Origin of the sequence: Vibrio sp. Hep-1b-8 (genome assembly GCF_006124995.1) — a bacterium.
GTDB lineage: Bacteria > Pseudomonadota > Gammaproteobacteria > Enterobacterales > Vibrionaceae > Vibrio.
Genome location: NZ_QEWN01000005.1, coordinates 17656 through 37681 on the forward strand (window position 1 = coordinate 17656; position 20026 = coordinate 37681).

The window sequence follows — 20026 nt, forward strand, 5'->3', positions numbered from 1 at the left end:
CTATTTTTGGGGCCGATAAGGCCCCCCTATTCGGGGAGAAAATCATGGTGCAAACTACCGCAGCTGTTATTTGTGGCGAAAAAGATGTTCAATTACGAACGTTCGATCTTCCACCAATTGGCGATGATGAGCTACTAGTGAAAAACATTTCAAACAGTATTTGCTTATCGACTTACAAAGCTGCTCTATTGGGTAGCAACCATAAACGTGTTCCAGAGAATATCGATCAGGTTCCGGTTATGACGGGTCACGAGTACGCCGGAATTATAGTTGAGGTCGGTGCTAACCTTCGAGGCCGTTATAAGCCAGGCCAGCCGTTTGTCCTTCAACCAGCAATGGGGCTACCTTCAGGTTATTCGGCTGGCTATAGTTACGAAACATTTGGTGGCAATGCGACCTATTCCATCATTCCTAAGATTGCGATAGATCTTGGCTGTGTATTGCCTTACAACAGTGACTATTTTGCGAACGCTTCACTCGCCGAACCTATGTCATGCATCATTGGCGCTTACCATGCGAGTTATCATACAACACCTTACGTTTACGAACACCAAATGGGAATCAAACAAGGCGGTTCACTTGCTTTACTCGCTTGCGCAGGCCCTATGGGGATTGGCGCCATTGATTACGCAATCAATGGACCGGTTAAGCCAAGTCTAATAGTAGTGACAGACATTGATTCTCAACGCCTGTCCCGTGCAGAAAGTCTTATTTCTAAACAGTCAGCTCTACAGCAAGGTATAACCTTGCATTACGTTAACACCGCCGAACTTGATGATCCTGTTTCTCACCTAAAACAGCTCAATAAAGGAAATGGCTATGATGATGTAATGGTCTATGCCGCGGTTCAGCAAGTAATTGAACAAGCTGACGAATTACTGGGCAATGACGGTTGCCTAAACTTCTTTGCAGGTCCGACTGACAAGCAGTTTAAAGTGCCGTTTAATTTCTACAACGTTCATTATGAATCAACCCATATTGTTGGAACATCCGGCGGTTCGACTGGGGACATGCTTGAATCTATTGAGCTTTCCGAGCAGAACAAGATTAATCCATCATTTATGATTACTCACGTTGGTGGGCTTGAATCTGCTCCCCATACAATCCTTAATCAATTAGATATTCCTGGTGGGAAAAAGCTGATTTACCCGCATATTAACTTACCGTTAACGGCAATAGACAACTTCCGCTCCCTCGCTGATGTAGACCCATTTTTCGTTGAACTAGACGCAATTCTGGCAGCGAATAATTACGTTTGGAACCAACACGCAGAAAAAGCGTTACTTGAGTATTACGATGTCAGTCTTACCGTTTAGACAAACAGGAGTGTGTGGTAGCCTAGAGCTGCCACATTCTAAAAAGGTTAATCAACATTTGTCCCGAATAGAAGAATTGCTTGATGCAATGGATCAGTGCGAAAGCGCAACTTGCTTTCTCCAAGTATCTAATAAAGCAATTAACTTAAAGCTGAAACAGCTGCTGCCTAACGTATTCGTTCAAGATGAGTTTGTGATGCAGAATGCCGTAGAGCCTCTTCTTCACAACGATGGCCCTTTGGTAACAACTGACGTAGTTTCGAAGTTGGTATTAGCGATGGGTAAAATTTCGTTAGAAACTTACGCTGATATCGGTCTGTACGACCAAATGCTCGATTACGCTCTAAAGCAGCCAGCAAAGCTCAGTTTCGATAACGATATGGTATACGAATTTATCACCAATCAGTCGACCCTCTCGAAAGGAGAAGACTGCTTCTATCTCGACTCTATTAACCAGCTTAAGTTCTCTTCGTTTGAGTCATTTTCACAGATGCGTTATGAATCACTGATTAAAACAGTACTAAAACTCTCGTGTGAAATGTTGCTCGAACGGATCGAAAAAGAGATTTTAGAATAAGGCGCCAGCCATGAAAGTTAGATTAAATGTGAGTGGCTTTGACACTCATGCTGTATTTCCTGACAGCGATGTTTCGTTAATTCATAAGCCATTAGTTGAAAAATTCACTCGTCTCTTCAAGCAAAGAAATGAGCGAATCGTTGTGTTCTTATGCGCTCCGCCAGGGAGTGGCAAGTCTACCCTAGCTGCCTTTTGGGAGTATCTGTCTTATAAAAATCCGCTGCTTGAGCCAATACAAGTGCTCCCTTTCGACGGTTTCCACTACCCTAACGAAATCTTGGACACTAATTGTATTCAGCGAGATGGTAAGAGCATATCACTCCGTGACATAAAAGGATGTTACGAAACCTTCAACCTAACCGAGCTGATTAGCAAGCTTAAACAGCTCAAAGTGAGCGACCCTAAATGGCCTTATTATGATCGTAATTTGCACGATCCGGTTGATGATGCAATTAGCGTTAAAAACAATATCGTGGTGGTAGAAGGCAATTGGTTATTGCTCAATGAACCGGTGTGGAACGGTCTTCATGAACTCGCGGATTTCACGATTTTCGTCGACACAAAGCCAGAGTATTTAGAGCAACGTTTGGTCAACCGTAAGGTTCGTGGCGGGACTAGCCTTGAGGATGCTCAGGCGTTTTATCAAAGCTCTGACTCAGTCAACGTCGACAAAGTACTCTCATGTTCGGTACCTGCCAACCTAACCCTTTATATGAACCAAGATGGCTCATTTGAAATCAACTAATGCCATAAGGAAATCGTATGAATATAGTCGTCGATAGCCACACTCATACTATTGCCAGTGGCCACGCTTATAACACGATTCTAGAGAATGCCCTTGAGTCAAAAAATAAGGGGTTAAAACTTCTTTGTACTACGGATCATGCTCCTGAAATGCCAGGTGCCCCTCACTACTGGTTTTTCAATAATCAAAGAATTTTACCCCGCTTTCTTCATCAGGTAGGTATTTTGCGTGGTGTCGAAGCCAACACGTTAAATATTGCAGGAGACCTCGACTTACCGCCCTCCTCCTATCAGCATCTCGATTGGGTGATTGCCAGCTTTCATGAGCCTGTCTATCCACCAGCGGATCATAAGCAGCACACAGATACCTTAATCAATGTTATTGAGAGCGGTAAAGTTGATGCACTAGGTCATCTAGGTAACCCTAACTACCCTTTTGAGTTAGCACCTGTGCTTGAATGCGCGAAGGCCAATAATGTTGCGATTGAGGTAAACAACACGTCACTCACTGGCAAAAGCCGTAACGGTAGTGCAAGCCGCTGTAGCGAGATAGTCAGAATGGGCTCTGAATTGGGTGTCTATTTCACGACGGGTTCTGATGCTCACTTTTGTCATGAGATTGCTCAGCTAGACCTGGCGATAGCTTTGCTCAAAAAACATGACGTCAGCGAAGATAAGATCCTCACCACATCTACCGCTAGATTTCTTAACTTTTTGCTTTTACGTGGTAAACCGAAAATCGAAGAATTCTCCGCGCTTTATTAATCCAAATCGAGCTACTATCAGTAAAAATCCACCTGCATAGCAGGTGGCTTTGAAAGGCCCCCTAAAAGGGGGCTCACTGTTAGTTTTCTAACCCAAGACGCATCTGACGCTCCTCTTCTTCCTTTCCCACACGATCTTGATGTCGGACATACCTGCGTATAATTTCCTCGTTCATCCCTACCGAATCAACGAAGTAGCCTCTTTGCCAAAATTTGTTGCCCCATAATTTCTTCTTTCTTAAGTACGGAAATTTGTTAAATAGGCGAATTGCGGTTCGTCCTTTTACAAAGCCCATATATGTCGAAACACTTAAACTAGGGGGCAATCTCACGACCAGATGTACGTGGTCTACTTGAACATTCAGCTCTACAACCTTACAGTTCTTCATATTACTGTAGATATAGATGCTCCGGTAAAGCTCCTTACCCAAATTACCTTTTAAGATTTTCAGGCGGTACTTTGGCGTCCATACTATGTGGTACTGACACCTGTAATATACGTGTGAGGCGGATTCATATCTGCTCATGTTCTTTATCTCCTTCATTTGCTGGTTACAAACGAGGACATCTTGAACATGAGCGTTCTTCGGGCATAGCCCAAAGGAACGATCACCACCTTCTAAAGAAGGTGGTTTAAGGTTAGAAAACAAATATTCATTTTATGACAAAATATTAATGGAGCGGCATTCGGTTTTTTTGACAGAATTCACTTACTAGAATAATGCATTTTCCCCTATAGACAGAAAGTCAAATCCCGTCCATAAGCTTCCAAGTTTTCTTGCCGATGCGTTGCACCATAAGTGAGTGCAATCGTTAAACAGCGCCATTCCGCTGGTATGCATTCGGTATAGTTCTACAATTAAATAAATAGAGCTAAGTTTTAGTACAAAGTCACAAAAAGGTGTGGTGGTATTGATAGAACAACTCACTCAAAAGTTTAAACATCTCAGTTTACGCTCTCTGACCATGATCGGTTCTACGATTACCGTAATCCTGTTTCTCGTCTGTTATTTTTCGTTCAAAGTGTTCTGGAAACACGAACAGGATGTCCAACAATCGTTTGAACGTCAGATGTTCGAAGTCGAGCGTGTCGAAACTGTGCTGCAAATGGAAGCACTAGAATTACGTGCTTCTATCGAAGACTATGCGGCGTGGACAACTTTAGCGAATTATGTCGAAGCACCTTCAGAGCAATTTATCCAAGAAAGTATCGGTCCGCATGCTTTTGTCTCTGCTCTAATCGATAGTGTGATTATTTTTTCTCCTCAAGGTGAAGTTGTTTGGAATGGTACCTTTGATGGTGAACATGTCACCGATCGTACCCTAGTGGACGTCACAGACCCTACGATAGTGAACAGTATTTTGTCAGTTGCCTATCAGGCATCTGAGCAAGAGATAGAGTCCTTTGTTGAGTATGCTCGAATTGGTCAATCTGCAACGATGATCGCCTCATCGCGAATTTGCTTGAGTGATGCCACTCAATGCAAACATGGTTACTTGGTTTTTATTCGCAAGATTCGAGATGAATTCATCGCGCAAATCGAACTCGCAACGGGAGTTGGCATTCATATACTCACAGCAGAACATCCCCCTGTAGTGAAGGAAAATACACATATCCTGATTCGAAACGATATATTGTCTAATGGCGCGATCCGTATAGAAGTGGAGAATAATGAGAAGCTTCCACCCTTTTTCTCTTGGCAATGGGCGATCGCTTTGTCTTTGTTTAGCGTGATTATGTTTGTGGTTAATCTGCAAGTTATGAATTTTTTCATCAAGCCTTTTACCAAAGCACAACGATATTTAAAGCAGTTCCAACATTCAGGCGGCAGTCTGCCAAATGAAGACACCTTTATTTCTAAAGAGGCTCGCGATTTTGCTCGCCAACTGAACAGTGTCATTTCGGAGCTCGAAGAGAGTAGAGCTCTACTTAAAATGCAATCGACCATCGATTCCTTAACCGGCATAGCCAATCGCAGGCACCTTTACGATACCGCAAATACCTACATCGAGCTGGAACAGTATCATTACATCGCTGTCGTTATTGTCGATATAGACCACTTCAAGCTTTACAATGACACCTATGGTCATATCGAAGGCGATCGCGCCCTCGCTGAAGTGGCAAAGTGTCTGAGCGCGGTCGAGACACCCTATCAACATCTTGTTGCCCGCTACGGTGGCGAAGAGTTTTGCATCATCATGGCAAATGACATGCCCATCGATCTTGAGCCCTATGTAAGTCAATTAGTCGCTTCGGTTAATGCACTAAACATACCGCACCATACCTCGTCAACAGCAGAGTTCATCACCATCAGTGTTGGTGCTACAACCGCCCATATTGATCATTACGACGAACTTTCAGCGATGATTCAAGCCGCAGATCGCGCCCTGTATCGGGTCAAGGAAACGGGACGAAACCATTATAGAATCGAGCCTAAACATGACACATCTCCCGTTTAGCGCTTTACTATGGGCAATTTCTCCTTACAATTGTCGCAAGTTTGAATTTCAAGGTTAATCCTATGTCTATCCAATGGTTTCCTGGGCACATGCACAAAGCCCGTAAAGAGATCGAAGAAGCAATTCCTCAAGTTGACGTCATCATCGAAGTGTTGGACGCTCGCATCCCTTTTAGTAGCGAGAACCCGATGATCTCCGAACTCCGTGGCGACAAGCCTGTCGTTAAGGTTCTCAACAAACGTGACTTGGCAGATCCTGAGTTAACTCAGTTGTGGATTGACCATTTTGAGAAAGAAAACAACGTTAAGGCGATGGCCATCACCACCAGCAACACTCAAGAAGTCACAAAGATCCTTGAGCTATGTCGTAAGCTCGCACCTCATAGAGAAGAGATTGGCAAAAACATTCGCACCATGATCATGGGTATTCCGAATGTGGGTAAGTCAACCATCATTAACACGCTTGCGGGGCGTGCAGTTGCCGTTACAGGCAATCAACCAGCCGTGACTCGCCGCCAACAAAGGATCAATCTGCAAAACGGCATCGTTCTCTCTGATACACCGGGAATTCTATGGCCAAAAGTTGAGAATCCACATAGCGGTTTCCGCCTTGCCGCCACCGGCGCAGTTAAGGATACGGCGATGGAATATGATGAAGTTGCCTTCTATACGGTGGAATACTTAGCTAAGGCCTATCCTGAACGTCTTAAAGAACGCTACCAAATCGAAGAACTTCCGGACAGTGACATTGAACTGATGGAAGAGATCGGTCGCCGCCGAGGAGCATTACGTGCTGGCGGGCGAGTTGACCTACATAAATGTTCAGAAATCTTGCTTCACGAACTGCGTAACGGCACGTTAGGGCAAATCACCTTAGAATTACCTGAGATGATTACACAAGAGCTTATCGAAGTTGAAATCGAAGCGGCACATAAAGCAGAAATGAAAGCGAAGAAGAAAGAAGAACGTCGCAAACGGTATCTGAAAAACAAGCGCTAAGCGATTGTTATAGGGCAGCTTCTCCGCTGCCCTTTTTGTACTCCACTACCCGAGATTTCTGTTATATTATAACAAAAACCACACAGGAACATGATTGATGAAAATTCCTACCAACATCATTACAGGCTTTCTAGGCACTGGTAAAACAACAGCTATTCTCTCCCTGCTTAAAGAAAAACCACAAAACGAGCAGTGGGCCGTTTTGGTCAACGAGTTTGGTGAAATAGGTATCGATGGTGCCATGATGACAGATCAAGGTGCGTTAATTAAAGAAGTTCCTGGTGGATGTATGTGCTGTGCTGCTGGGGTACCAATGTCTGTCGCGATAACCGCGCTACTGCGCACGAAACCCGATCGTTTAATTGTCGAGCCTACGGGTTTAGGCCATGCTCACAAGGTGCTGGCAACGTTAACATCTGCTCAATTCGCTGACTATATCGATCTGCGTGCAACAATAGGCTTAGTAGACCCGCGCAACTTATCGAACCCCAAATATACCGAGAACAGCAACTTTACCGATCAACTGGCCATTTCGGACATTATCATCGGTAACAAAATTGACCAGTGCCATGTGAGCGATATTGATACCTTTAATGACTGGGTCACCGATCAAAATCCACCTAAAATCTACAGTCAACTGGTTAAACAGGGCAAGTTCCCTATTGAGCTGCTCGACAGCCAGCGCCGTGATAACTCTCCGTCATCTGAAGTCGCTCAACATCATCACGAACACGCAGAGCAAGAACCTCAGTTTGCGTTGGCTCCCGATCAACTCTACGTGCGTAAGGAAAACAAAGGTCAGGGCTATTTCAGCTGTGGCTGGCTATTTGGCGCGGAAGTTATTTTTGATTTTGATTTATTGTTCTCGATGCTTTCTGATCTCACAGCGGAACGCGTGAAAGGGGTATTAAATACCACGAACGGTTGCTACGCATTCAACGTAAGTAATGGCGTTGTGTCCGTTAATGAAATGTCACTACAAGGCTTTGAGAGCCGCATCGAGGTGATCGACAGCCAACTACTCCCTTGGGACCAGCTAGAGTCCGTCTTGAAAAGAATTGCCAACCTTGAACAGTAGGCCTCATTAAACGACAAAAGGCGCACCGTAAGTGCGCCCTATCCCTCGTTACTCAATCGTGAGTTTGCGAATCAGGAAGTCATAAGTTGAGACCTGATCAATGACGAGGCTTTCAAATATTTCGTTGAATCCATCCAAATTGTAGGTAAGGCGACAATTTCCTCCATGCGGGTCGGTTCAGATTGCCTTACACTTAAACTATGGTTCAAATCCCCAGTTTTGCAAGCTTCAGCAAGACATTTATACGTCACTATTGTGAACTCGCTTCAGTATTTATTCATTTTCCATCCGTTCGCTTGTTGTCTTTTTATCAATTATGAAAATCAATATTTCAATCTTGTCGCTATAGTTAGTCTAAGACCGGCGTATAATTCGCGCTATACCTCGTCTATCCTCAAATTACGGAGCCCTCACGTCCATGACCAAAAGAGAAAAATTGAAGCATTCCTTCCTTGCAAAAGTTCCTAAGGATGCAATTAATCAATTTCTCTCCAAGGACAAGACTCCGATTTCCGTGTTGTTTCTTTCACTCCTAGTTGGAGTGCTAGCTGGGCTCGTTGGCACCTATTTCGAAATTGCAGTTCACTTCGTATCAGAAACCCGTACAGAGTGGCTAAAAAGCGAGATTGGCAGCCTACTTCCATTGTGGTTAGCGGCATTTATCATTAGCGCGTCACTCGCTTTCATCGGCTATTTTTTAGTTCATCGATTCGCTCCAGAGGCTGCCGGTTCTGGTATCCCTGAAATCGAAGGGGCGATGGATGGAATTCGCCCTGTGCGCTGGTGGCGAGTGATCCCAGTAAAGTTCTTTGGTGGCATGGGTGCATTAGGCTCTGGTATGGTGCTGGGACGCGAAGGCCCAACAGTGCAAATGGGTGGAGCGATAGGTCGTATGGTGACCGACATTTTTAAAGTCGACAATGACGACACCAAACACTCTTTGCTGGCATCAGGTGCGGCCGGTGGCCTAGCGGCTGCTTTTAACGCGCCTCTTGCGGGGATTATGTTCGTTGTTGAAGAGATGCGTCCGCAGTTTCGTTACTCGCTAATCTCTATTCGAGCGGTGATTATTTCCGCCATTTCCGCCAACATTGTGTTCCGCTATATCAATGGCCAAGATGCAGTCATCACCATGCCCCAATATCAAGCGCCGGATCTCGCAACCTTGTGGCTCTTTCTCCTTCTTGGTGCCCTGTTTGGCATGTTTGGGGTTGTGTTTAACCAACTGGTGACTTTGTCACAGGATCTGTTCGTCAAACTGCATAGAAACGACTGTAAACGTTACTTGATCACAGGCTCGCTTATTGGTGGTTGCTTTGGCATTATGCTGCTCTACTTCCCTGAAGTGACGGGGGGTGGTATTAGCCTTATTCCCAATATTACTAATGGTGGCTACAGCGCGTCGATACTATTGCTGATGTTCGTTGCACGTATCGCTACAACCATGATCTGTTTTGGTTCAGGGGCACCGGGTGGCATTTTTGCGCCAATGCTGGCACTTGGGACGCTGTTTGGATACGCCTTCGGTCTCATTGCACAAGGACTATTTCCAGAGTTACCGATTACACCCGGTATGTTTGCAATCGCGGGTATGGGAGCCCTATTTGCTGCAACGGTTCGGGCTCCTATCACTGGCATTTTGTTGGTGATAGAAATGACCAACAACTACTACCTAATCCTGCCATTAATCATCACCAGCTTGGGGGCCGTTATTTTTGCTCAAATGCTAGGTGGACAACCGATCTACAGCCAACTGCTGCATCGAACTCTTAAAAATGAGAAGTTAAGACAGAAAGATCTCCCGACAAATGCGCAATGAGATTTGCCTCGCAACCGTTTGGCTTGCTATTATCGCCGCAGATTAAAGCAAGGCAAAGGAGTGTCTCAGTCAAAAGATAGCTTTGCTTATCACGCCGATTTAGCAGCATATAGGATGAATCTTTTTGAACTGGCGACGTTTTACTCAATTCCAGAGTGTCCCTCCGTCTCAAGCCGCTTTGGCTCTGGGCATGATCGGTCTTGGTCATGCTTGGGCACTCTACGTTCCAGAAATCGGTGAGCTAATACGCCCTTATCTTGCAGGTTTTGGGGCACTATTGCTTTTTCCGGTTTTGGTAAAATATCTCACCAGTTACTCCACTTTTATTAATGACATTCGTCACCCGTTGAGTGGCAGTCTTATGGCTCCAATGAGCATGGCACTGTTGATTTTGTGTGATTATCTCGCCCTTATTTCGCCGGTGATCGCTTACCCAATTTGGTTTGTAGCCCTACTATTGCATCTGACAATGATGACCTTGTTCTTCACTTTTCAGTTGTTGAACTTCAAAATGTCCAACATCGTACCAAGCTGGTTTCTCTATCCAGTTGGCCTGATCAGTAGTTCGTTAGCTGGCACTCAATTTGGCCACAACGTTTTTTCTGAATCACTGGTTATGGTTTGCATCGGCATTTACTTCTTTATGCTGCCGTTGGTTCTCTATCGTCTCGTTTTTGAAGGAATGTTGCCTAAGCGTGCCAAACCTACACTTGCCATAATGGCGGCACCCATCAACCTTACATTAGCGTCTTACCTGGTTAACTTTCCTCATCCAGATCCGATTTTGACAGGTGCACTGGCGGGAATCGCTATTACTATGACGCTACTGATTTATCTCTGTTACATACGCTTGATGCGTCTCAAGTTTCAGCCTTCCATCGCAGCAGTCACCTTCCCTTCTGTGATTAGTGCGATTGCTATGCACCGTCTCACCTCTTTCTTTGGTGAAAACTATCCTCACTGGTACTGGTTACATCGATTTGGTCTATTTGAACTTTCCGTCGCCACCGGATTGGTGGTTTGGGTAACGGTGGGTTATTTCAAAATGTATTGGCCGGAAATCTTGTCTGACAATAGATAGATTTTTCAAAATAACACACAATGGACGGTATTATTTTATCGCCCTAAGATGGCTAAAGCCTATATAGGAAGAGCAGCTATAAATATAGGCAATATTTATCTCTGTAGCCAACACTACAAATATTAAATACCGCACTCGCATAACTTCATCATTTGATACATATATCCTTTGTCAGCTGGCGTTGTCTCGTAATAAAAAGGATATTCAAAAATGAATACATTACACAACCAATCGACCTTGCCAAAATTTATTCACGACAAGCTTAATCATCATATTGAAGATCTTATCAATCAAAATGATAATTCGCGGCATCTTGTTCTCGGTTTAACACCTAAACAAGATGATATTGTTCTTCAGAGCAATGATTATCTTGACCTTGCTAATCATGATCTGATTGTTAAACAACATATCAATGCGATAGCGAGTTGCCAAACCAGCCCGTTAATGTCTGGAATATTCCTACAGAGCGAGGAGCGTAAACCGAGTCTTGAGCATCAATTAGCGAGCTTCACTGGGTTTCAATCGTGTTTGCTTTCTCAATCTGGTTGGGAAGCGAACATCGCTCTACTGCAAACAATTTGTCACCAACACACAAAGGTTTACGTCGACTTTTTTGCTCATATGTCATTATGGGAGGGAGCAAGAATTGCTGGGTGCGATGTCCACCCATTTATGCACAACAACGTCCGTCATCTTGAAAAACTACTTAAACGGCATGGCGCAGGTGTTGTTGTCATTGATTCGATATACAGCACTATCGGTACCATTGCCCCAATCAGCGATATGATATCCATCGCTAAAGAATATGGCTGTGCGATTGTTGTCGATGAGTCTCACTCGCTTGGTCTTTTTGGCGCACAAGGAGCCGGTCTACTTCACCAACTTGGTCTTACTCATTTGGTTGATTTTATGACCGCAAGTCTCGCCAAAACATTCGCTTATCGTGCTGGTGCTATATGGTGTAATAACCAGGCAAATCAGTGTATCCCATTCGTTGCTTACCCTGCTATTTTTAGTTCTGCACTTTTACCCTACGAAGTTGAACGGCTTGATATGACCTTACAAGTTATAAAAGCGAGCGATGAGCGACGTCGTCGATTAGAGGAGATCAGTCATTATTTAAAACATGAACTGGTTAAAAAGAACATTACCATTCGTAGCCATTCTCAAATTATTTCACTTGAAACTGGTGACGAACGAAATACAGAAAAAGTACGCAATTTTTTAGAACATCATGGTCTATTTGGTGCCGTATTTTGTCGGCCGGCAACAGCAAGAAATAAAAACTTGATTAGATTCTCTCTAAACAGTTCTCTTAGCGAAAAGCAACTCGATAAAATTATTTACGTATGCTCCAAAGCAGCTGAGCAATCAGACATGTATATTCTTTAATCTTCAGGCCCTTTATAGGGCCTGAATTAAATCCAATTGGCAATCTTATCGAGAAGTTTATCTGTTGCCGCCGGTTTAATAATGTAATCATTCATACCCGCCTCTTGAATTTGAGCAATCACGCTTTCACTCGAATTACCGGTATGCGCCAATATCGGAATGGAAGCATAGTGCTGCTGCGAAGCGCGGATAGCACTGGTCGTTTCCAGTCCATTCAATTGCGGCATTTCGAGATCCATGATGATTAAATCGACATCTTTTTGCTGCAGTTCATCAAGTACCTGCTGGCCATTACTCGCTTGGAGAACAGTGAAGCCCTGCTGCTCGAGTAATACCGATGTATAAAATCGTAGCGACTGGTTGTCATCGGCCACAACAATGGTTTTGCCGCAATCAAACGATTTTCGTGGCAAGACGTTTCTGTTCGGCTCTATGTCCTCGAAGAATAGCTCATCAATAATGTTACTTGCACTAAGCATCATCCTATGTTTTTCAATTGGATAAACGACTAAGTGACGCTCAATGTCATTATGATACTGACTATTTTGATCATATAAGAAGACTATCCGTCCTTCTGTAAAATGCAGCTTACTCTCCAACTCTATCAAAGAGAGTGGTTTATCAACGGCACTGTCCAAGTCGACTAGGATCAAATCAAATTCGAACTCGTACTCTTCTTTTTTACTCGCTGCATCTAAGTCCAGTATTTTAAGCCGGAAATCTTTGTAGAACGCCTCTTGGTTAATTTGTCGCATCAATGCATTTTGCTGACCAATATATAACACCGATTTTGACTTCATCAGATCCTGTTTGATTTGCTTAACTTCAGAGGAATCGTACTTAGGGAACATCAAGGTGAATTCAGTCCACTCTCCGAGTTTAGAGCGGCATGACACATTGCCACCAAGCGCTTTCATCACTTTACGGCAAAATGGTAGGCCTAATCCATAGCTGCCTGTTTTGCCAAAGGTATAGAAGTCGTTGAAAATATGCTCAATAACTTGGGGAGCGATGCCCACTCCGTTATCGGTAAAGGTCAGTTCGTTATGCCATTCATAACTTCTAAGTTCGATAACGATTTTAAACTGGTTGTTGTTTTGGTAATAGAACGCGTTTTTCAACAAGTTGTACAATGCGTATTTTATTAATGCATCACTACCAAAAAATTCAAAATCGATGCCTTCAGCTAACACTACCGCTTTCTTATCTTTTAGGCTCTTGTAGGCAAAGCTGTCTAACGTATTTTCAGTGATTGCTCTTATCGAGTGCTTTTTAAATGTCGTGCGTGAAACTCGATTCTCATCAATCGAGGTAAGCAACAAGTCAATGGTCTCATTCCCGGTTCTAATCACTTCGTCGGCATCGCTAATCACATCGCGTGCTAGCGCCAACTCCTGTGAAGACAACTTGTAACCTGATTGACGGCTTGTGCTCTCATCAGGAAGCAGGGAATTAAGTACATCAAGAGAGGCTTTCAGTGCACTAAGCGGATTACGCATCTCATGAGCCATTCCTGCACCGAAAGACTTCGCCAGTGACACTTTACTTTCATGTTCCACCTGATTCCTGAAATAAAACAGGTTTCCGAACACATAGGTAAAAAGGAATATTGGCATATATGCCCATACGACTTCTTGCCGTACGTATTCGGTATCTAAGCCGTACGCGGTAAGATAGGCAAGCACGATAGCAACTGTCGCCTGTACCAGCATCAAGCTCGTCTGGTGAACAAGCAGCACGTGAAGGAAAATAGACGCCATGAATGACATTGCCCAAACTGTCGACCAATGATTCATGAACATCATGTAGCTAAAAAAGTAGGGCAAACATATCCCTATGGCAAAAAAATAGTAATGCGGTAGATAGCGTTCAAGGTGCTTAGGGACATAATTGCGTAGCGCTAAAACTGCAAACAATGCTGAACACGCCAATCGCATTGACAATGATTCGTATAGCTGTGGGAACAAGTAGGTCCATACATAATAGTATGTCGGATACCCAAGCAAGCCCATCCAACCAACTAACGTTAGATTGGGTTCTGCATATTGGTAAACTTTACGAACCGATTCCGATATCGAGACCATTGTTAGCCTTAACGTCACCTAACCACACAATAAGACAAAAGTTTATAATTGTTCTACCTAACTAATTCTTAGCACACATAACGACAGCGAACCAATTAACGCCACAACAGATCTGGCGTTATGTGACCACGAGTCTGATTGTGCTGCCGACACGACTTGCATGTACATCAATTCTTTGCGCTATCTGCTCTTTTAGCTCACTGACGTGAGAGATTAGACCGATCATCCGCCCTGCTTGCTGTAAATCAACCAGAGTCTGAATAGCCAGATCCAATGACTCTGGATCTAGGCTGCCAAAACCTTCATCGATAAACAACGTATCAAGACGAATACCACCACTGTATGACTGAACGACATCTGATAGCCCAAGAGCCAACGCCAACGCGGCCATAAAAGATTCACCACCAGATAATGTCGCCACATCACGGCTTTTTCCGGTATAGCTATCCTCTACACTCAAATCGAGTCCTCGCCCTGCCGAACCTTTAAAGCCATCCATCTTTCGCACTAGGTGGTAACGACCTTTACTCATGATGCTTAATCGTTGTGACGCTTGAATCAACACATCATCAAGCAATACACCTAGCACAAAGCGGTGTAAGCTTACTCGGCTGCCTGTTTTACCGCTCGCGACATCGTAAAGTGTTCCGTAAACTCGGTATTCAGCTTCCAGTTGTCTATTTTTTTCATGCAGAATCGCAATGTCTTGCTGTACTTTTTCGACCCTTTGAAACAAAGAACGCACGGCGTCTAACGCTGCTCTCACCTGCTGAAACCCTTGCTCAACCTGTGATAATTGAGACTTTTTGCTATCTAAATCAGGCTTCTCACAGTTCGTCAGGTGTTGTTCTAAGTCAGCGACGGTTTGTTGCAACTTAACCGTTGTTTCTTGATACTCATTCGCCGTCTTTTGCCACAATACGATTTGAGGTTCTTCTGCTCGACTTTGCAAAAAGATGTGTTCAGATTCGAAGCCCGAACGCTCTAGCTCTGAATTCCATATCTGTTCGCACTGATCGCGTTTTTGCTGCGCTTCATTACATAGCTGGTTATTGGTTGCCAACTGGCTTTGTAGGTTTGTCACTTGTAAAGTGAGCTGCTCGTTCGTCTGTTTGACTCTTTCTAACGCCTGCTTAAGCTGTTCGATAGTCGCTTGATTACTTGCATACTGCTGTTCCACTGCCTCTACAGAGGGGTAATTGGCATCGATCGCTGATGCAACTTTGTCAAGCTGCTGTTGTTGTACCTTGAGGGCTGATTCGTTTGCCGCGATTTCCGCTTTGAGTTGGTTGATTTTCTCATCACCGTTGGCACAACGCTGATTGAGTTCAACCACATCCTGTTCCATCTTCGCTAAATCAATGGTCGATAACGCCTCGACTCGCTGCCTGATCTGAACTAATTGATCCTCTAACTGAACAACATCTGCTGTGACATTATCTTGTAACTGACTCGCTGCTTCATTTAACTGTCGTTGTTGCACTTCTAGCGTATTGTTATGCTGGCTGTACGCGTTATTGACAAGGTTGAACTGCTCTAACGCATGGCGCTCTTGCTGTCGCGCACTCTGAACTTGTTCCTTGGTGACGCTTTCGCTGCTTAATTTGGCGGGTTGAGGATGCTGGCAACTACCACAGACTGGGCAAGGCTGATCCTGTTCCAGTTTCTGCGCAAGAATCGATGCCTGTGCGTTGTGCCACCCAAGCTCCAATTGGTCGGCATAGTTCCGCCTTTCCTCAAAGGTAGTTTTTGCTGCCGCCAGTGATTTTTCGTGCTCACCTGACAAACCGAGTAGACGATCGAGTTCAATCTTGATCGTGTGGTATTTCTTCAAGTCTGTTAACAGATGCTGGTGGCTCAACATCTTGTTTTCTAGCGTTGCCTTCTCACTGATGTCCTGACGAGCCTGTTGCAAAGAATTAGCAGCGATATCGGATTCTTTAACCAACTTATCTTTCAGTCCGAGGTAGTGGACCTGCTTTCTTGCTAACTCGTCACGCGTTGCGATGAGTGAACTCACTTGCTGCTCTAGTAGCTGCTTTTCTGCAAGTTTTATCTTTGCTTGTTCAAGCTGAAATTGGCATTCATTCAGTTTGGTAATCTGATCGGCGTTTGTTTGTGCTAGCTCTAGCTCCATTTGGCTTTTGCTATGAGCCAGTCGGGCATCTTCTATCTGTCCGTTTAACGTGGCAATACTGCTCGCGAAATCATCGATTTGTTTCTTAATGGACGCAAGATTTGCATATGGCACCTCAAGCTTAGTGGCAATATGTGCTGCGTGAAGCTTAGTGTTAATCTCTGCTATCTGATTGCTATTGGCACGGTGATTCGCCAACGCGTTACGACTAACTTCCAGCTTGATGAATTGATCATGAATCGCCTGAGCTCGAAGGAGTTCACTTTTGAAGAGGTTAAGCTTTTCATGCGCGCTATGTTCTAGGGCTTTCGCAGATTCTAGCTCAGCCCCCAAGGCTAGCTGACGTGCTGCCAACTCTTGCTCGGTAGTGACTTCGGCGACCTGTAAAGCGCCGCGAATTTGGTTATCAAATTCATCTTTCGCTTTACTAATAGCACTCGCTTTGTCTTTAAGGGCAAATTCAATCTTCTTATAGACATCTGTTTGAAACAGTTGCCCAAAGATTGCCTCACGATCTTTCGAACTGGCGAGCAGCAATTCACGAAACTTACCCTGAGGTAACACCATCACTTGGCGAAACTGAGTTTCATTTAGCCCGAGTAAGCTTGTTATCTCTGCTTTTACTTGTACCGTCTTACTGGTAATCAGTTGCTCACCATGGGTGATCTCATAAAGCGACGCGCTATGTTTGCGGGTTGTCGTTCCTTCTCCGCGCGCTTTAGGTGCTTCTTGCTCTGGCGAGCGAGTAACGCGGTAGCGACGATCATTTAGTGTAAACTCCAACGTAATTTCCGTCGGCAGTTCCTCTTTGGCTTGGTCACAACGCATCTGGATACCCTGACGCTCGTTACCCGTTGTTTCTCCATACAAAGCGAAACAGATAGCGTCGAGAATCGATGTCTTACCCGAGCCCGTAGGACCGTTGATAAGAAACAGAGGGTTACTTCCTAACTTAGTAAAATCGACAATTTCGCGCTCAGCAAAAGGCCCGAATGCTTGCATGGTAAGTTGAGTCGGTTTCATCGTATACCCTTAGTGCTGGTTTAGCTGTTTGACGATATCTGTGATCGCTTGATCTTGCTCTGGTGTCAGTTCGCTATCCTGAGCTTCAATGAAGAAATCTCGAAACATATCCACCTCGCTTCGAGCAAGTTTGGCTGCGGCCATTTGCTGCTCAACACCGATCAACATCCCCGGTTTCTCTAAATGCAGCACGTTGGGATACACGGCTCTTAATTTTTCCATAGGGTTGAGAATGGCGTGCTTGTCCATTAAACGAACCAGCAGATAGTCGTTAGACTGCGGATCGGTTTTCGCTCCAGATATGATGGCATCAAGTTCGCCTTCGATGATTCTCATTTGATGAGGCGCAACAAGATCAATATGGGTTGCTGACTTGAAACCATTGAGATCGAACTCCACCAATGTCATGCCTTTTTTCTGATGTTGCTCAGAGAAGCTGTACTTCATTAAAGAGCCGGAATAGCGGATAAACTCTTCACCCTTGTATTGAGGCTGATGGAGATGGCCTAGTGCCACATAGTCAAAATCGACAAAATGCTGATGGCTGACCCGATCAGAACCACCGATAGATAGTGGGCGTTCTGACTCAGACTCAATGGCACCATCAACAAAACAGTGACTGATTAGAATGTTCTTAGAACTTAGCTGGACGCGCTGCTTAATCTGCTCACAAAGTAGTGCGTGCGCCTGATCGTAAGTCGATACCGCTTGACCGAAATGGTGACGAACCTGTTCAGGATCACTGTAAGGCATGCCATAAAATGACACACGACCAATGTCAGTCTCTAATTCAACAGGTTGCAACATATCCTGAAAGCTCGACAGAATGTGTAAACCCGAGCTTTTCATCTGCTCAGCACCAAATCCTAGTCGCTCTGCGCCATCATGGTTTCCCGAAATCATAATGATAGGAAGCTGTAATTCTCCACACACTTTTGTCACAAATTGATTGAGCACTTCAATGGCTGCCGTCGGTGGTACGGAACGATCGTAAATATCTCCCGCGATGACCAAGGCATCAACAGAATGAGTCTCGATATACTCAATAATTTGCTGAAGTACAACTTTTTGATCGTCTAAAAGCGAGACGTTGTGAAACTGGCGGCCAAGATGCCAATCAGAGGTGTGGAGGAATTTCATACAAGCCCAGCGTTGTTCTTATCGTTAGGCCAATATAATAATATTAATGCTAGTGAAAGTCGCACCTTAAGTGCGACTTTTGCTGATATATAAGGGAGTTAAGCGCGCTTTTTACAATACTCGATAGCATTGCTCAGCAGCTCAAGTGCGCTCTGATTACATTCAGGTAGTGCCGCGTTACATTCTCCTACAGGGGTTACTCGGTCACCCCACCGAATATGGCAAGCGCCCCAAGTGAGGCCCGCACCGAATGCAGCCAATAGTAGGTTATCTCCTGGCTTAACGAAGCCTTGTTCTAGGGATTCACATAACGCGATTGGTACCGTCGCCGCTGACGTATTGCCATAGTTGTGAATATTAACGAACGCTTTATCTTGGCTAATTGCAGAGAGATCACATAAGGTTTGGATAATGCGAATGTTTGCCTGATGCGGGATGAGCACATCTATGTCGTCAGTGGATAAACCACTACGCGCCAATACGTTTTGCGCTGCGGCACCCATACCTTTCACAGCTCGTTTAAAGATCTCTTTACCTACAAAGTTAAAATCCCAATAGCCATTGTCGGCAGCAAAACGATCCATTGATGTGCCAAATTTAGGAACAGAAAGAATGTCACGTCCAGCGGAGTCACAACCTAGTTGTGCCTGCTGCAAGCCCACTTGCTCTTCTGTACGAGTTAACACAACTGCGCCCGCGCCATCACCAAACAGCACGGCAGTATCACGCATTGTCCAGTCAATAAAGAATGACAAACGTTCAGCACCAACCACTATCGCATTTTGATAATTACCCGCCTGCATCAGACGTGTTGCTGTTTCTAAACCATAGACAAATCCCGTACACGCAGCATTAAGATCAAACGCAGTTGCGGCTTTAATGCCAAGATTCTGAGCGACTTTAGAGGCAATATTCGGAATGAGTGAGTCTGGTGAACAGGTTGCAATAATGATGAGGTCAATCTCATCAGCACTTTTACCCGCGCAAGCCAACGCATGCTTTGCGGCAACGGTGGCCATGTCAGAGGTGTTGACGTGACTGATACGGCGGTTTTCAATACCAGTTCTGGTTCTAATCCATTCATCTGATGTATCAAGAAAAGTGCTTAAATCCGCATTAGAGAGCGTAGCTGGCGGTAGGCATTTCCCCCAACCGGTAATTTCTGCATAGAAATTTTTCATTTAGAACCTTTGAATTTGTTATTTGTATCACTCGATTGTTTCAGAGTATAACTATCGATGACATTGACTGTCATCTTATAGAAAAAATAACGAGAGAAAAACTATGTCTATACCCCTGATCATTGAAAATGCTTGATTTTCTTTAGAATCAGGATCATGCTACGAACCATGAAAATTACACTGACTCCTCAGCAGAAACTGCAACTCGAACAAATGCACGATTCTACTCGTG

At 44.4% G+C, this 20026-nt stretch carries 15 protein-coding genes; 10 read left to right on the plus strand and 5 right to left on the minus strand.

Annotated features, from left to right (window positions below):
- The first annotated feature begins 44 nt into the window (after positions 1-44).
- Genes DA100_RS02265 through DA100_RS02280 form a run of 4 tightly spaced genes read left to right on the plus strand, consistent with a single transcriptional unit; the run spans position 45 to position 3402 of the window.
- Positions 45-1316, plus strand: coding sequence for a zinc-binding dehydrogenase (locus tag DA100_RS02265; RefSeq protein WP_138970682.1), 1272 nt, complete (start codon positions 45-47; stop codon positions 1314-1316).
- A 58-nt stretch (positions 1317-1374) separates the two neighbouring features.
- Complete coding sequence (locus tag DA100_RS02270; protein ID WP_138970683.1) at positions 1375-1893, plus strand: MltR family transcriptional regulator; 519 nt, start codon at positions 1375-1377, stop codon at positions 1891-1893.
- A 10-nt stretch (positions 1894-1903) separates the two neighbouring features.
- The gene (locus DA100_RS02275) at positions 1904-2638 is read left to right on the plus strand and encodes a nucleoside/nucleotide kinase family protein (RefSeq protein WP_138970684.1); all 735 of its coding nucleotides are present in this window, start codon (positions 1904-1906) and stop codon (positions 2636-2638) included.
- 17 nt (positions 2639-2655) lie between these two features.
- A complete protein-coding gene (locus tag DA100_RS02280) occupies positions 2656-3402 on the plus strand; it encodes a phosphatase (protein WP_138970685.1) in 747 nt (248 codons plus the stop codon).
- 79 nt (positions 3403-3481) lie between these two features.
- Here DA100_RS02280 and tnpA read toward each other — a convergent pair whose 3' ends face one another.
- Positions 3482-3928, minus strand: coding sequence for an IS200/IS605 family transposase (gene tnpA, locus DA100_RS02285; protein WP_031382155.1), 447 nt, complete (start codon positions 3926-3928; stop codon positions 3482-3484).
- 379 nt (positions 3929-4307) lie between these two features.
- On the opposite strand from tnpA, the gene DA100_RS02290 reads away from it, so the two are divergent.
- From DA100_RS02290 to cqsA, 6 genes are all read left to right on the plus strand, one after another.
- Entirely contained in the window at positions 4308-5861 is a 1554-nt protein-coding gene (locus DA100_RS02290) for a diguanylate cyclase (RefSeq protein ID WP_240800865.1), read from the plus strand.
- Between the two features lie 62 nt (positions 5862-5923).
- Positions 5924-6859: a ribosome biogenesis GTPase YlqF gene (ylqF, locus tag DA100_RS02295; RefSeq protein ID WP_138970686.1), complete on the plus strand. Its 936-nt coding sequence runs from the start codon at positions 5924-5926 to the stop codon at positions 6857-6859.
- Between the two features lie 97 nt (positions 6860-6956).
- Complete coding sequence (locus DA100_RS02300; protein ID WP_138970687.1) at positions 6957-7937, plus strand: GTP-binding protein; 981 nt, start codon at positions 6957-6959, stop codon at positions 7935-7937.
- Between the two features lie 418 nt (positions 7938-8355).
- A complete protein-coding gene (gene clcA / locus DA100_RS02305) occupies positions 8356-9756 on the plus strand; it encodes a H(+)/Cl(-) exchange transporter ClcA (protein WP_138970688.1) in 1401 nt (466 codons plus the stop codon).
- Between the two features lie 124 nt (positions 9757-9880).
- Positions 9881-10837 (plus strand): TDT family transporter, encoded by a 957-nt coding sequence (locus DA100_RS02310; protein ID WP_138970689.1) that lies wholly within the window; start codon positions 9881-9883, stop codon positions 10835-10837.
- Positions 10838-11047: 210 nt separating this feature from the next.
- Positions 11048-12229, plus strand: coding sequence for an alpha-hydroxyketone-type quorum-sensing autoinducer synthase (gene cqsA, locus DA100_RS02315; RefSeq protein ID WP_138970690.1), 1182 nt, complete (start codon positions 11048-11050; stop codon positions 12227-12229).
- 26 nt (positions 12230-12255) lie between these two features.
- Here cqsA and DA100_RS02320 read toward each other — a convergent pair whose 3' ends face one another.
- The 4 genes from DA100_RS02320 to DA100_RS02335 all read right to left on the minus strand — a co-directional run bounded on the left by DA100_RS02320 (position 12256) and on the right by DA100_RS02335 (position 19794).
- Positions 12256-14313 carry a hybrid sensor histidine kinase/response regulator gene (locus DA100_RS02320; RefSeq protein WP_138970695.1) on the minus strand — a complete coding sequence of 686 codons (2058 nt, stop codon included), beginning with the start codon at positions 14311-14313 and terminating at the stop codon, positions 12256-12258.
- A 118-nt stretch (positions 14314-14431) separates the two neighbouring features.
- Positions 14432-17473 (minus strand): SMC family ATPase, encoded by a 3042-nt coding sequence (locus tag DA100_RS02325; RefSeq protein ID WP_138970691.1) that lies wholly within the window; start codon positions 17471-17473, stop codon positions 14432-14434.
- Between the two features lie 9 nt (positions 17474-17482).
- The gene (locus DA100_RS02330) at positions 17483-18613 is read right to left on the minus strand and encodes an exonuclease SbcCD subunit D (RefSeq protein ID WP_138970692.1); all 1131 of its coding nucleotides are present in this window, start codon (positions 18611-18613) and stop codon (positions 17483-17485) included.
- 98 nt (positions 18614-18711) lie between these two features.
- Positions 18712-19794 carry a ketoacyl-ACP synthase III gene (locus tag DA100_RS02335; protein ID WP_138970693.1) on the minus strand — a complete coding sequence of 361 codons (1083 nt, stop codon included), beginning with the start codon at positions 19792-19794 and terminating at the stop codon, positions 18712-18714.
- Between the last annotated feature and the right edge of the window lie 232 nt (positions 19795-20026).